The organism is Yoonia sp. JB2-21 (genome assembly GCF_055693545.1).
This window is the reverse complement of the sequence record NZ_JBVFUC010000001.1, coordinates 1,944,336-1,958,561: the sequence shown is the minus strand read 5'-3', so window position 1 is coordinate 1,958,561 and position 14,226 is coordinate 1,944,336. Positions and strand designations below refer to the sequence as shown.

14 protein-coding genes and 1 tRNA gene are annotated in these 14,226 nt (G+C 56.0%); 4 read left to right on the top strand and 11 right to left on the bottom strand.

From position 1 onward, the window contains the following. The first annotated feature begins 296 nt into the window (after positions 1-296). Positions 297-935, top strand: a complete 639-nt coding sequence (locus ACZ1G5_RS09745) for an outer membrane protein (protein ID WP_472732648.1) — start codon at positions 297-299, stop codon at positions 933-935. A gap of 6 nt (positions 936-941) precedes the next feature. On the opposite strand, the gene ACZ1G5_RS09740 is transcribed toward ACZ1G5_RS09745, so the two are convergent. Genes ACZ1G5_RS09740 through dapF form a run of 4 tightly spaced genes read right to left on the bottom strand, consistent with a single transcriptional unit; the run spans position 942 to position 4,267 of the window. Continuing rightward, entirely contained in the window at positions 942-1,544 is a 603-nt protein-coding gene (locus ACZ1G5_RS09740; RefSeq protein WP_472732647.1) for a glutathione S-transferase family protein, read from the bottom strand. A gap of 22 nt (positions 1,545-1,566) precedes the next feature. Next, the gene (locus tag ACZ1G5_RS09735) at positions 1,567-2,199 is read right to left on the bottom strand and encodes a glutathione S-transferase (RefSeq protein WP_472732646.1); all 633 of its coding nucleotides are present in this window, start codon (positions 2,197-2,199) and stop codon (positions 1,567-1,569) included. Further along, positions 2,196-3,464, bottom strand: a complete 1,269-nt coding sequence (gene mtaB, locus ACZ1G5_RS09730) for a tRNA (N(6)-L-threonylcarbamoyladenosine(37)-C(2))-methylthiotransferase MtaB (protein ID WP_472732645.1) — start codon at positions 3,462-3,464, stop codon at positions 2,196-2,198. Before mtaB ends, ACZ1G5_RS09735 begins: the two co-directional genes overlap by 4 nt. Further along, a complete protein-coding gene (gene dapF / locus ACZ1G5_RS09725) occupies positions 3,449-4,267 on the bottom strand; it encodes a diaminopimelate epimerase (protein WP_472732644.1) in 819 nt (272 codons plus the stop codon). Before dapF ends, mtaB begins: the two co-directional genes overlap by 16 nt. Before the next feature lie 96 nt (positions 4,268-4,363). Here dapF and ACZ1G5_RS09720 point away from each other — a divergent pair. Then, a tRNA-Lys gene (locus tag ACZ1G5_RS09720) sits at positions 4,364-4,439 on the top strand. Positions 4,440-4,588: 149 nt separating this feature from the next. Here the strand turns inward: ACZ1G5_RS09720 and ACZ1G5_RS09715 are convergent. After that, on the bottom strand, positions 4,589-4,801 hold the full coding sequence (locus ACZ1G5_RS09715; RefSeq protein WP_472734312.1) for a helix-turn-helix domain-containing protein: 213 nt from the start codon (positions 4,799-4,801) through the stop codon (positions 4,589-4,591). 116 nt (positions 4,802-4,917) lie between these two features. On the opposite strand from ACZ1G5_RS09715, the gene ACZ1G5_RS09710 reads away from it, so the two are divergent. Then, positions 4,918-5,688 carry a ParA family protein gene (locus tag ACZ1G5_RS09710; protein WP_472732643.1) on the top strand — a complete coding sequence of 257 codons (771 nt, stop codon included), beginning with the start codon at positions 4,918-4,920 and terminating at the stop codon, positions 5,686-5,688. Then, positions 5,673-6,233 (top strand): hypothetical protein, encoded by a 561-nt coding sequence (locus tag ACZ1G5_RS09705; protein WP_472732642.1) that lies wholly within the window; start codon positions 5,673-5,675, stop codon positions 6,231-6,233. The genes ACZ1G5_RS09710 and ACZ1G5_RS09705 overlap by 16 nt, the downstream gene beginning before the upstream one ends. Positions 6,234-6,594: 361 nt before the next feature. Here the strand turns inward: ACZ1G5_RS09705 and ACZ1G5_RS09700 are convergent, their stop codons facing one another. From ACZ1G5_RS09700 to ACZ1G5_RS09675, 6 genes are all read right to left on the bottom strand, one after another. Further along, complete coding sequence (locus ACZ1G5_RS09700) at positions 6,595-6,873, bottom strand: ubiquitination-like system serine protease family protein (protein ID WP_472732641.1); 279 nt, start codon at positions 6,871-6,873, stop codon at positions 6,595-6,597. 97 nt (positions 6,874-6,970) lie between these two features. Beyond that, the gene (locus ACZ1G5_RS09695) at positions 6,971-8,362 is read right to left on the bottom strand and encodes a ThiF family adenylyltransferase (protein ID WP_472732640.1); all 1,392 of its coding nucleotides are present in this window, start codon (positions 8,360-8,362) and stop codon (positions 6,971-6,973) included. Then, a complete protein-coding gene (locus ACZ1G5_RS09690; RefSeq protein ID WP_472732639.1) occupies positions 8,362-9,216 on the bottom strand; it encodes a multiubiquitin domain-containing protein in 855 nt (284 codons plus the stop codon). The genes ACZ1G5_RS09695 and ACZ1G5_RS09690 overlap by 1 nt, the downstream gene beginning before the upstream one ends. Before the next feature lie 26 nt (positions 9,217-9,242). Beyond that, entirely contained in the window at positions 9,243-12,698 is a 3,456-nt protein-coding gene (locus ACZ1G5_RS09685) for a UvrD-helicase domain-containing protein (protein ID WP_472732638.1), read from the bottom strand. Further along, positions 12,685-13,233 carry a hypothetical protein gene (locus ACZ1G5_RS09680; protein ID WP_472732637.1) on the bottom strand — a complete coding sequence of 183 codons (549 nt, stop codon included), beginning with the start codon at positions 13,231-13,233 and terminating at the stop codon, positions 12,685-12,687. Before ACZ1G5_RS09680 ends, ACZ1G5_RS09685 begins: the two co-directional genes overlap by 14 nt. Beyond that, positions 13,223-14,026, bottom strand: a complete 804-nt coding sequence (locus ACZ1G5_RS09675; RefSeq protein ID WP_472732636.1) for an RNA polymerase sigma factor — start codon at positions 14,024-14,026, stop codon at positions 13,223-13,225. The genes ACZ1G5_RS09680 and ACZ1G5_RS09675 overlap by 11 nt, the downstream gene beginning before the upstream one ends. Positions 14,027-14,226 lie beyond the last annotated feature (200 nt).

Genomic DNA, 14,226 nt, shown 5'->3' with positions numbered 1-14,226 from the left:
GGCCGACATGTCTTGTATGTTATGCGCTAACACAAAACAGATCGTTAATCTCATGCCGAGAATCAGTTTCTTGCGAACAAACCTCCGCACCGGCATGGTCCGTTTTACGACAGCTAAAATGCACAGCAAACCATCGAAATTCGTAAGAGATCGGCGGAAAAAACCCATATTGGCAAGAGTTTGTGACAGCCCGGCCACAATGGCGCATCCTCCCTTAAACCACGGTTAATGTTTTGTTGTCAGGGTGCAGTGGCGCGTTTACCCCAGACGTTGCTACTCGCTTCGGGACTTTTTAGATGATACGCACAATCACTTTGTGCATCGGCCTTTGGGCTGCTCCGGCATCTGCGGATGTGCAGTTGAGCTTTTATGGTGGTGTGCAGTCAGCGCCCTCTTCTGACGTTTCGATTCGTGATACCGAAATCGGCGAAGGTGATTTTTCGCAGGATTGGAACGCACAGTCCTTTGGCAACCCGCCATACTATGGAATTAGGGCAACGCGCTGGCAGTCGCCGACCTTTGGCTATGGCCTGGACTTTGCACATAATCGTGTCCCCCCAACCAAAGGGTCACTGCCCGACGGCTATGATGCGTTGGAAGTCACTGACGAGCTCAACACATTGACCGTGAATGCTTATCGCCGGTGGAATGATGTGGTTGGGGATGTATCGCCCTATGTTGGTGGCGGCATCGGTGTCGCTGTCCCTCAGGTCGCAGTTGCGAATGGCGGCTCTGACACGTCTGGGTATCAATTGACCGGTCCTGCGGCGACTTGGATTGCGGGTGCGTCCATGCCAATTAACGGCCAATGGTCGGTCTTTGGTGAATATAAAGGCACGTTTTCCGCCAACACCGCCGATCTGGATAGCGGTGGCACCTTGGACGCTGATGTCGTGACCAATGCGGTCAACTTTGGCGTAAGCTTTAACTTCTAGGCCCAATCACTCTGGATTTGTCGCGACCATGCTGTCCCGCGCGGCAAAGCCGACATGCCAGTTCGCCAAAGCCTCATTGCCATTACGCCATCCACGGGTGTCGTGCCGCAGGTCGATATAGGAGAGCGCGCAAGCCATACCAATTTGCCCTATGTTCAACGGACCCGACAGGTGACTCATCCATCGGCTGTTGATGGCCGCAATACCGCGTGCAGCCTTGGCCCATTGCGCTTCGACCCAGTCTGCGGATTGTTGTTCTTCTGGCCGCAGGCGCGCCTCATAAGACATGGCAACCGCCGCATCCATGATCGCATCCGCCGTCGCCTCTAGCGTCAGAATTTCCCAGATGCGGCTTTGAGGATAGAGGTTCGCGCCGGCCAGATCGTCCAGAAAACGTGTGATCACCCGGCTATCATAAATGCCGGGGCCATCTGCGCGTATCAGAGCGGGAATTTTGCCCATGGGATTGGCAGCCACGACCTCGGGTGCCGATGCCATGGGTGTTGTGGTCACAGTCACCTCTTCGACCGTATCCATAAGGTCCGCCTCGCGGATCAAGACGCGCACTTTTCGGACGAATGGCGAGGCAGGGGAGATGAGGAGTTGCATGGGTCTGGGTCCTTGTCTGGTGTTAAGGAAACAAGACCTGATCCTGCCCCGCTTGCCAAGGCGGATATTTTGTCATGATCGCGCGAAAGCGGTCAGAAGTAAGGAAATCATCGAGCCATTGCGTCAGCGGACCCAACCCCTGCGCATCAAACCAAGCGCGATCCGTGTTGGCGAATTGACGCACAAACGGCAGGATCGCCATATCGGCCAAGGTGCGCTGTTGCCCCAATAGAAAGGGCGCGTCCGACAGAAGTGCGTTCAGCTTGGTCAGAAACACCAACGCCTCTGCCCGTTCGGCCACTTCATCGCGATCAGGAAAGCGGACAGCGTATTTGGTGTGGTCCAGCGCGCTTTTGAAAGGGCCGTCGTTTTCGTCGATCAAGGCGTAGCCGCCGGCTGGCATGTCCAGCCAGCCTTCGGGGTCGTTACGGCCTAATGCCCAAAGCATCACGTCGCGGCTTTCCTCGATCACTTTGTCACCGTCTTGCACGACTGGCACGGTGCCCTTGGGCGAAGCCGCAAGAAAGGGTGCGGGTTTGTCTTTCAGCAGGATTTCCTGAAGCTGAACCTGTTGCCCGCTTGATTGGATCGCAAGCCGCGCGCGCATGGCATAAGGGCAGCGGCGAAAACTCCAAAGGATCGGCAGCCTGCTCATGCTGTCAGTTGCTGGCCAGCCACCCCGGTGATCCGGGCCTGCACGATCTGGCTTTCGGGTTGGTCGGTGGAAAACAGCACTTCGGTAAATTGTTCAGTCCGGCCCATACGGGCGTTTTCCATCAGGATGTGATGGGTCTTGCCCGCCTGCGCCTTGAGATGCTGATCCACCTGCGCGGTGCCAGCGGCGCGCAAAGCAGCCGCGCGTTCCTTGATCAACTTGCCATTGACCTGCGGCATCCGGGCAGCGGGTGTGCCGGGGCGCGGCGAATAAGGGAAGACATGCAGCCAGGTCAGATCGCATTCCTTTACTAGCGCAAGGGAATTGGCGAACATCTCATCCGTTTCGGTGGGGAAACCTGCGATGATATCTGCGCCATAGGTCATTTCAGGGCGCAGCTTGCGCGCCTCTTGGCAAAAGGCGATGGCTTCATCGCGTAGGTGGCGGCGTTTCATCCGTTTCAGGATCATGTCGTCGCCATGCTGTAATGACAGATGCAGATGCGGCATCAAACGCGGCTCGGTCGCAATAGCGCAGAGCAGGTTTTCATCCACCTCGATGCTGTCAATCGAACTGATACGCAAACGCGGCAGGTCCGGCACCAGTTTCAGGATGCGCATGACCAGATCGCCGAGTTTCGGTTCTGACGGAAGATCGGCACCCCAACTGGTCAAGTCAACACCGGTCAGGACGACCTCGTTATATCCTTTATCCACCAGCCGCTTGATCTGGTCGACAACAACACCCGCCGGGACAGAGCGTGAATTGCCGCGACCATAGGGGATAATGCAAAAGGTGCAGCGGTGGTCGCAGCCGTTCTGGACCTGCACATAGGCACGGCTCCGGGTGCCAAACCCATCAATCAGGTGCCCGGCGGTTTCGGTAACCGACATGATGTCATCGACCTGCACGGGCTCGGTCTGGCCAATCAGATCAGGGGCCATCTGCGCCCAAGTCGCAGGGTTCATCTTCTCAGTATTGCCAAGAACGACATCAACCTCATCCATCCTGGCGAAAGTGTCGGGTTCGGTTTGCGCTGCACATCCTGTGACGATCAGCTTTGCATCCGGGTTATCGCGGCGCAGCTTACGGATATCCTGACGGGCCTTGCGCACAGCCTCGGAGGTGACCGCACAGGTGTTCACAACAATCGCATTGTCGACGCCCGCGGCAGTGGCAAGCTCTTTCATCGCCTCGGTCTCATAGGCGTTCAGACGGCAGCCGTGGTTGGAAAAGAGCGGGGCTTGCGTCATGACAAACGCCATTGCCCGTCAAAAACATGGGCGGTCGGGCCGGTCATCCAGACCCCATCATCGCGCCAGCTGACCTGCAAGGTGCCACCATCAAGATCAATCGTCACATCACGGCCCGTCAAACCACGACGGACAGCGGCCACGGCGGTGGCGCAGGAAGAAGAGCCAGAGGCCAACGTGATCCCGACGCCCCGCTCCCATACGCGCATGCGCAGGTGATCAGTGGCAATGAGGCTGGCAAACTGCACATTGGTGCGTTCGGGATAAAGTGGGTGATGCTCCAGCTCCGCACCTTTGGCGGCCAGATCAACCGCCTCGGCATTATCAACAAAGAAGGTGCAATGCGGGTTGCCCATGCCGGTTGCCGTTGGCGCCCCGTCTATGGGTAGTTCAAGTGTGTCCATCTCGCTTGCCAAAGGCACATCCTGCCAATCCAGTTGCGGCTGGCCCATATTGACCGACATGAGGCCGTTGCCAGCATCCACCGCTTGCAAGATACCGCGCTCGGTTTGCAGGGTCAGCGCGCTAGCGCCAGTCTGGTCCATGATATGACGCGCGATGCAGCGGGTCGCGTTGCCGCAGGCCCCTGCCTGTGATCCATCACTATTCCAAAATACCAGTCGCACATCTGCATCAGGTGTCTCAGACAGCACAGCGAGCTGATCAAAACCAACCCCCCGATGCCGATCGGCGATGGCAATCGCCACAGCCTCATCGACGCGCGGGCTGATTCCCCGTTCGTCCACGACAACAAAGTCGTTGCCCAGCCCATGCATCTTCATAAAGGGCAAATATGATGAGTCGTTGGTGGTCATGGCGGCGATATAGGCCAAGGCAGACAAGTTATCCAGCACCGGGCAGCATTTGGGGCTTGACCGCACCCGCCCGCCTTTCTAAGTAGCGCGTCTAGTGGGCCGTTAGCTCAGTTGGTAGAGCAACTGACTTTTAATCAGTAGGTCGATGGTTCGAACCCATCACGGCTCACCATTTTATTTGAAGCTATGACGGGTCACGATAGTTAGGCACTATTGCCGCTATCGTGAGCTCTTTGGTCATAAGGAACTTCCATAATCAAGATTTGCTGCATTCTTAACGATAGATCTGTTGCCACGCGTTTTATGTTGTCTGGTTAGCAACTATAAAGATCTAGGCAGCTCAGCACCTGAGGCAGTCCAGAACGTGATGAAGTCGGTTTCCAGTTCATTCAGTATTACGAGAAGCTCAATAATATCCAATCGCCTCTCGCCGAGCTCGTACTTGCCAACGAAGGAGGGAGGCTTTCTCAGTTTCTTAGCGAGGTCAGCTTGAGAGAGCCCTGCCTCCGCACGCAGAGCAACCAGAGAACGCAAAACATCCTGATAAGCCTTTGAATGGACCGTTCCCGCCAAATCTGCGTGCCTTTTTTACTCGACAGATTCAGCTACTCCCAATATAGGTTTAACCCCAAAACGGGGGTGAACTAACCATGCGAACCATCACGTTCTTTTCGCCAATTGCCGAAGCTAACCGCACGACTGCGTTGTTGGCGTTGGCTTCAGGCTTTCTGGACCAAGGCAAGTCCATACTTGTCATCGACGCTTCAACGCTCAGCTGCGCTAGCAGTTCGCTTGCAGACTTGATCTACAGTCTGGAAATTGATGACCAAGAGTTGCCCGACGTTGGCTTTCGTGCACCGTCGTCTTCAACCGCTCTTACCGACGAACTTTCACGGCAAAAAAGAATGGATATCTTCGACATTGCGCTGATCGATGTCGGTGGGGAATTGGGTGACATTCAATCGGTTGCTATTGAGCAAAGTGACTTATTGATTGCACCATTCACAGACAAAAAGGGAGCGGCGCAAAGCTCGTGCGCCCTTAAGGAGCTTCGCCTTAGCAGAAGTGTCCCGACACTGGGTCTCGTGACCGGTTTCGATGACCAACTTGACGAACGCAAGGCGGGCCGGGACTGCTTCTTTGCAGCCCCCGTGCTGAAAAGTCAGCTTCCGAACGCCCGTCTGTTCGAGATACAGCGCGATGGCGGTCATCTACCTGCAATTCTTGCAAAGTTAGGGGCACAAACTCGCCAAACGGTAAGATCACCGGCTCGCTATAAGTCGTCGTACAATAACAGGGCTTCAGCAACAGACGCATGGAGGGCGGTGCAGGCGCTGACATGGGAAGTTAGCTGGGCTCTAACCGGAGTGTCTCTTCATTCACCCATGGATGAAAGGGCAACCAGATGCCTGCCAGGTTAGCTGTCTACCGTGGTGTCGTGAAGTCAGTAAACACCCAAGTATATAGCGGGCGCGTCGATCAGAAAACAGGTCATGTATCGCTCAACAGCGTTCCTGACATTTGGCTTTGCCTACTTGATGGTCGCGAGCATCGTTTCAGTCATAAGCTCCTCGGCGAGGTTGCCGTTGGACATGAAGTGGCCTTGGTCTTTCGATCCGGCAAAAATGACTTGCTACGCGTCGCGAATGCTTCAACACAACAAAGCATTGATAGCTGGATCATTGTTCCAATCGACGAGAACCCTGGATCGAGGATCACGAATACGCTTCAGATTATGGTTATCGGCGCAATAATTGGTCTATTCGTTTTCCTAACCATAGCTGGTAGTTCGCGCACGGGTGGATCAGTTGGATTGACGTCTTGGCACATTGCGGCATTTGGATCAATTCTGACTGTCACTAGCTATTGGTTAGCTGGGATCTGGATGGCTAGTAGCAGCGCCAAGGCGCGCAGATTGCGAGATCAAGTCGAGGAGGCCTTGATGGACAAATGTGAAGAGCGGTGAGCAATCGCCAATGAGATGCCGTCCAACCTAGATGCTAGATTTTGCCAAGCTTGCCATTGTCATATATACAATTGAGCCGTCCTTTTGTGTCGTCCGGCATGAACCGCAACTTGTCCGGCGAGAGTTGCAACTTTTGTCGGGTAGAAACGCAACTTCCACTAACTTTGAGCCCTTTAAGGGGTGCTTGTTCATTAAGGTGGCATGTTTTCACATTTCCAAGAACTGCCCCCGATAGACAGGACCCGCTGGATATGGATTCGGCACCCACGGGCGGATTCCGGACGTCAGCTGCGTAGTATAGGCAATTTTCGAACGACTTCCAAAGCGGGCCTTCGACTGGACCCCACTGTCAAAAAACCATCTATCTCCTTTCTACGATGGCTTGCTTGGATGGTCGGCCCCTTCGACACCAAGTGATCTGCCCATTCTTGATCCAGAAATGGCATCCGCACTCGTTCTTCTGATGGACCGACGGGTGTACCGTTGGTCGCAACCAGAAGTCTTCTGAAACCCGCCAGCGCGGCCGCTGATTGGGATTAAGCGACAGACTGATGACTTCCCCACAGCCGCCGGGGCACCTCAGGCATGCCCACTTCTTGATGGCACCATTTTCCACAAGCGTGAGCTCGTCAGGTGCCATTAGTGAGTGGTCCGGCAGTTTTGAGGCGCGGTCCGTAAGAAAGTCGAAACGCAGAAGGTGCAGCCATCGCAAGAGCTTTGAAACGGTGTGATTCATATCAGTTCACCATGTCCAGAAACGGTTGCATATCTCCCCGACCGAGCGTTTTTGCCTGGTTGCAACAGGGGCAGTAGGGTTGCGGTTCGACCAACGGCCTGCGCTCATCTCTTGCGTGAAAGCGCCGCATCCGCGTGGGTACCATACCGGCTTCACCGGCAAGACCAGTTACGCCCGCCAGCCACTCATTGACCGCCATTGTCGCCGCTTCGGTCGTGAACGTGACCACTGCCGGTGATGGATCGCCTTCACCCAAAACGTAGGCTTCTTCTTTCAGTCTTTCATAAGCGTCAGGATCGTCGCGTTTCATGGCTTCCTCGCGCGCCCGGCGCGGATCTACGTAGCCGCCGCAGAGCAAGCAGGCATGTCCTGGCACAAGCGTCGAAACGCGGGCGAAGAGATCGTACGCTTTGTCCGTCCGTCGCTGCATCGCCAACCCCACATCGATAACCGGGATGCCGTAGAACCGGGCAAACCGATTGAGAAACAGCCGCCCGGCATGATCGTCTGTACAGCAAAAGATCACGTCGCAGGATTTCAGCGCATCCCACGTTGCCGGATGTCCAGCCCAAGCATCCATGCTCACCAACGTCATGTCGAGGCCGGATTCCTCGACCGTTCGCTTATGGATGGCGGTTTTGGGCATTTTCGCATCGACATCCGAGCGTCGCGCACCATGAAGGCGGTTGAGATTTGTCCCGTCCACAATGTCTTTGTCGAATTGGACAGCCTCCTGAATTCCCAGCCGCAAAAGCAGCGGCAAGGTCGCACTGCCCGTCGCGCCTCCACCTGCAATCCCACAACGAAAGCCAGCCACCTGACGTGAGGCTTCCTCCCCGAAGAGCCGGACCTGGCGATCCAGAAACTCCGCCGGCGTTCCCTTCAGCCCCGAGATACGCAAGCGCGGTCCAGAATGCACGATCCGACTGATATCTTCGGCTTTGCCTTTCTGTGTCCAAAGGCGTGCAGCGATATCGCCATTCCCGGCGATGACTACACTAATCAACCCTGGCATGCCTTTCAGGAGGGCAGTGCGGGCAAGTTCTGCTTCGTTGCGGTCGTCCTGCCCGGAGAACTTGGCCTTACCCCTCGGATGGGTATGAACGAGGGCCGGGACGAGGCCGGTCGCCTTGGCCTCGCTCAAGAGCCGCATGAAGCCATCGGTCTGCCAAGTCACATGCCGCGCCGATGCTGATACGAGATCGTCATCGCCGATCGCATCGAAACGATGTGAGACCAGACGCCGCCGCGGTTCGGTTGTCCATGGATCGACTTTAATATCGCCGATGCCAAAGAGCATATAGGCAGAGCGCTCCGACCCGGCCCCTGCCGCCAGCAGGGACCGAATTTGTGCCTCGTGCGGGTCCAAAAGGATCATGTCCAAATCACGCATCAAACCCGGGCCCCCGCCAAGGCCGTCTGCACGCGGGCAACCATGGTTTGAAGTCCATCGACCCCCGGTCGCCACGCATTGTTATGGCGGGACCACCGCTGCCACACGCGACCACCGAAGCGATGCTCAACGGTACAGGCTTTTGGCACTTGACCGGTGCCTGCCAAAGTCAGCTTCGGAGAGACATAGAACATGTCCGGCGGGCAGTCGGGATACCCCTTCGGGAGCAGGATCAGAACGTCTGCAGCCCCGTGATTGAACTTGCCGTCCGTCAGCGGCAGGTTCTTCAGGATAATCCCCGTGTTGGCACCCTCCGTCACCACTTCGAACGCGTAGCCGTGACCCGAAAGATAGGTCTGATCTTTTGCCGGAAGGGCATCCCCTTCCGTCGTTTGATCGATCAGCGACACGAACCGCTCAACACCGGCATCGGCAAGGTTGATCACATCCGTATCAGCGATCTTCTTGTCATGCTGACCCGGGATTTCCTGCCAAAGGTTGTAGTTGGGCGGCAATTTCGCGAGCTTGCGCAGCACGAAACCGCTGATGCAGGCACGCGGCCATTCGAGATCGGCGTCATCGATCTTGAACTTGAAGCTGCGATCCGAACGGGCGACAAGCACCTTCTCGACGCCACGACCGCGCAGGTCGTAACTTTCGTCGAGCCGGATGTCTTCAAAATCGCCATTGGGCAGGATCGCAATGGCTACATGCTCATCGACCGGGCGACCACCAGCCGCTTCGATCAACTGACGTCCCAGCACCTTGGGATCGTCGAAGACATGTTTTTTGAAGTTTAGGTCCTCATCGGCGATGAGAACTGGGAAGCGAGGATCATTTCCTTGCGGTTTCATATTGTTAGTCCTTATGCAGTTAGAGGTCACAGACACCATGTCTGCGCCTTCACAAGGACAATCGCGGCGTCAGGAAGAATCCGGTAAGCCCGAACCAATTTTTTTCTGAGCGTGCCCGATGGTGGCGGATTGCAGATGAAAAAGTAGGGACAACGCGCACATCGGTCGCTGCGGTTAGGTGGAAACTGTCCCTCTATGATCGAGATTGCGGCGTCCGCGATCTTCTTTTTTCGGGTTTTTATTTTACCCTCGGACATGCTCAGACGATCCCGATCGCCGCCTGTCAGGTACACGAATTCCGCTTCCCCGCGTCCGTCGGCTGCAATCTGAAACGCCGCAGCATCGAGAGCGTCTAGCGCCGTGCTTGTCTTGCGACCTGTGCGGATACGCCGGAACACCGTAGAGTGACCGGTCTCGATTTGTTCATGCGCAGTCAACACAACTTCGGCGCCCTCGAAGCGAAGCGAGAGAGATTGTGGTATCCGTCGGCGCTCGCCCTGACGGAGTTGAATAAAGAACTGCAGCAGTTCGTCGGAAATCTGGCGATACTCGGTGGCATAGCCGTGTTCAGTGGGTCCGTGCGCGGCCCAGGCCACATCTATAATCGTCCGCATCTCGGTTTCATCGGGCGCGTGGTCTGGGCGAGCTGTCAACTCATCGACAACAGCCTGTACGGCATTGTGCATGCGCATGGGCGCGGACTCCATGCGCCGCCCGCCAACCTGCAGCACGTGGGCGAAGAAAAATCGTCGTGGACATTTGTCGAACGTCGCGAGTTGAGACGGCGACATACGGGCAATGCCATCTACCTCCAATGTGAAGCGCTCTGCCTCGCCGCCGACATCTCTCAACGCGGAAATCGGGTCCGGATTGGACAGTTGGCCCGAAATGTCGTCGACAAAGCTGGACCGGCTCTGCCGATGACCATTGGACTTTTTGTTGGGCGCGTAGAGGAACAAACCGTCTTCCGCCCGGGATAACGCTACGAAGAACAAACAACGCTGTTCCTCATCATGGCCAGCATCTATCGCGTCGCATCCCCGAAACACCGGGCCCTCGATCATGCCGTCGGGTGGAGGAAGACCACGGCTCTGTTTGGCTGAGCGTGGGATCGAGCCGCTTGTCAAAGACGGGAGATGAAGCACCTTGAACTCAAGCCCCTTGCTTCCGTGGATCGTCATCAGACGAACAGCATCTATGTTCTGGGCGGCGGCAGGCAGATCGCGCAGATCCCGTTCGTCCGACAGGATCACCAGCCGTCGAATGTGCTCTAAGAGATCGCGGATAGGGTAACCTGATTTCTTGGGAAGGGCTGAGCGCAGGAAGTTCTGAAATTGCCATAGTGCGAGCGCAGGATTGGCGTTGCCCTCGCGGGCCTGCGTTGCGATGTCGGCCGCAAGGCGGGTACGCTCCAGATAGATATTCGTGATCACCTGCCACGCAGTTGCCGTAGGCTCGATTCCCTCAAACGCATCGGTAAGTGCTTTCGCTGAGGCCCGACCGCGCTCGCTCATCCCTGGTGCCATTGCTAGTAAAGTGCGCCAGTCGAGCGGCAGAGGCTTCTTAGCAGCCCGAACTGTTTCGATGGCGACGGCCACGTCTTCGATGGACATCTGAAATGGCGACATCGAAGCAATGCACGTCAGCCCCATAGCCCTTGGATCGGTCACGAGCGATAGGAGGGACAATGCTTCCTTGATCTCCGGCCGGTCGAACAAAGGACCGAGGAACAGCACCGGAATCCCACGCGCCTCGAGGCCTGCGGCTATTTCTGCCAAACGCGCATTTCCCTTGCAGATCACGGCCTGGTCGCGAAACGCAGTCGTATCATCGCAGGCATCCATTATGCGTGCTGCGATTTCGTCAATCTCGTGATCTTTGGAGTCAACAGAAACGAAAGAGGGCGATACACCGCTTTTGCCCTTGAAGGCATTTGCCTGAAAACCCGTAGCCGCCATGCGCGTCGCCGCGAAAGCGCTGAACGTATCGCAGTTTTCCTGAGACGATCGGTAGTTCATACTGAGTTGCATCGACGTCCCACCCGGGAAGTCTTCGGTCTCGAACCGGTCGATATTGTAGGAGGACGCTCCCCGAAAACGGTAGATCGACTGCTTGGCATCTCCCACGACCCAGAGGTTCTTGCCGTCCGATTTGAGAGCGCGCAGAAGCCGAACGCTTGCGCGGTTTACGTCCTGATACTCGTCCACAAGGACGTGTTCATATCGCCCTTGCAACTCCGTTCGCACGGCCTCGTCGGATTCGATCAAGGCCGTTGGGCGGGCGACAAGATCGCCGAAATCGACCGCACCTCGCTCGGCTTTCAATTGTTCATAAAGGTCGTAAACGGAGGTGATCTCTAGGCACTTCTCCGCAGCTATCTTGTCTTCTTCCGTCTCCGCCGAATCAGCCATCTGCTGCGCCAGCTCGCGGTAGCGATGTTGATCGACAACTTCGTCTTTCGCCCGCGAGATTGCCGAAAGGATGGACCGCAAATTGTCGGTTGGGTCCCAATGATCGTTGAAATGCTTTAGCCTCAGGCGCGGGAATTCGTCCTCAAGAAGCGCTATGGCCTCCGTGGCATCGATCAAGCGCGGGTCTGGAGGCAGTCCTGCCCGATCATGGAACCGGCGCAGAAGGTCGAGCCCAAAAGAGTGAAATGTTCCAATCCACGCAGACCCGGCTGCTTCCGGCCAGGCCAGCATGGCACGATCCGTCATTTCACCGGCAGCCTTGTTGGAGAAGGTGAGCAGCAAGATGCTCTCCGGATCGACGCTGCGGTCCTTCAATACCGACAGCCGGCCGACGAGCGTCTGAGTTTTTCCGGTGCCAGGCCCAGCTTTCAGGAGCAAGGCCTTGCCTTCATGTTCAGCCGCATGTCTCTGTTCTTCGTTCAAGGGTTTGGGCGGCGACACCGCATCCTCATCCGGTTCACTCTGCGGAAGTAAAAGCGCATCAAAAAGCTGAACCGCCACCATCGAGTAGGGCGCACCCAGCTTCTTAGTGATGTCACTTGCGCTCAAACCTTCGTCGATATGCCACGACCAGGCCACGGCGCAAGGAAACAGGAACTCGCGTGCAAAGAGGTCCATTTGGACCTCCTCGCGTGCGCGATTGCTGTAGTCGACTACTCGATCAGCGCCGATGGATGACGGGTCTGCAGACCGCGTCGGATCGACTTCCATGGTTGGCGGTATGTCTACTTCACCACCAAATTCGTGGTGCCCGATTTCGTGCGCGACCAGGAATGCGTCGAGAAACTTATTACCCGTGTCTTCATGGAGGACGGTGGCAGATGCCCGTTGCAGAAGAGCTTTGCCCCCTTTGAGCTGCGGATGACCCGCTGGAAGCCTCCTCACCTCGAGATCGCGAGCTCCGGCTTCAGCCAAAACGAAGTCATAAGGCTGTGTAGGATCGCCGCCCTTGTTCACACGGTGACTATGAAGATCGGTCGCGCGTGCGCGTATCGCTTCAATCCGATCCATCGTCAGCTAGCAGCGACTGCAACACGCGCTGCTCCTCCTCGGTAAGACCGGCACGATCAACGTAATCTTGGAAGTCGATCGGTGGCACGGCACCTGGCTTTACTTCTGATTTCATCGCAACGGCGTGCCCATCCCCTTGTTGGAGGCCGCTGATGACATCCTGCATATGTACGCCGAGCTTATTTGCCAGAGTTTTCAACAGGCTCGTTGGCATCGAGGCGATATGGACAACTTCGGCGGTCAAGCCGGTGAAGAAGGCTCGAGGAAGACCGAGGTTACGGGCAAATTCCCTTACACCTGTTCCAAAAAGGGATTGTCGGACGTGTTGAACGCGCAGCGCTTCCGCGCTTATGGCCTTGGTTTCAAGTGGAAGACTTGCCTCAGCCAACGCCAAATCGCTCATCGACAGTTCGTTGAAGAGCGCAAGGAGGTCGTGGGTGAATTCCGGGAAGCGCTGGAGGTATGCCTTGAGAATTGCAGGCGACATCTCCTCTTCCACGGTGAAGTCGTTGAGGACGTCTTCTCTATTGGCCATCACCAACCTCCAGTTCCAGCGCTTGCCGGATTTTTGTAAAAGCACGATCTCGTCGGTTGCGCACAGTCTTTTCAACGCAGCCCAAAAGCTCCGTCATCGAGGGTTCGCCATCTTTGTTCGTCTCAATAGGAATGTCTGTGAGCATCAAATCAATTACCTCTCGTTCGTCTGTCGGTAGAGTGTTAATCGCGTCACGCAGATGAATCCGGTAATCGAGATCCTCTTCAGCCGTGAGGCCGACTTTCTTGTATCGCTCCAGAGCTGCTTCGACGACAGCGCGCACCTCGCCAGTGACTTCGTCCTCCATGTCCTCGTTAGCGTTTTCCCGACGGCTTACTTTGCGGAGCTTCGTGATGTGCGCCGCGCGAACAGCCTTGTCGAAGACGACTTCGTAGATATCCAGTTGTTCGTCATAGTCCTGCCGGTCGGTGAACATCAGCCCCGTGACATGATCGACGGTTGCGTGACGAATTTCAGAAAGACGCGCATCTTCGTGGATTTCTTTGCCAACCTGGCGGTTTGCCCGCGGACACGCGGCTTCAACCCGATCACGCAGCATGTCGTAGAGTTGAATGAACCGACCGTCTGAATTGTCAGACTTTGTCTGCCGCAGAAAGTAGACCAGTATTTCCGACGGGACATAGTCGCTATGTCGCCGATCCCGAATGGACGCGCGGTCAAGTAAATCCATGAAGGACCAATCAAGGCTCTTCTCGATGAACTGCTTTGTCGGCGATCGTCGCGTATAGAGTTCGCCGCTTGTTTTGCGTTTCCGCAGTGGTTCAATACTCATTCAGATACACGACTAATCCTTGCTCAGTGCTTTGCTATCAGGGGGTGAACCTCAGTAGCAAGTGCTCAACTATGTCGAGCTCCCAATTGATATGATCCTATGCGAGAATGAATAAAGTTCCATGCTTATTAATCGAACAACTAGTTTGACTGGGCCGTGGTGTAACAAACGCTGTGCCTTGCAACAACAGCAGCTAAACG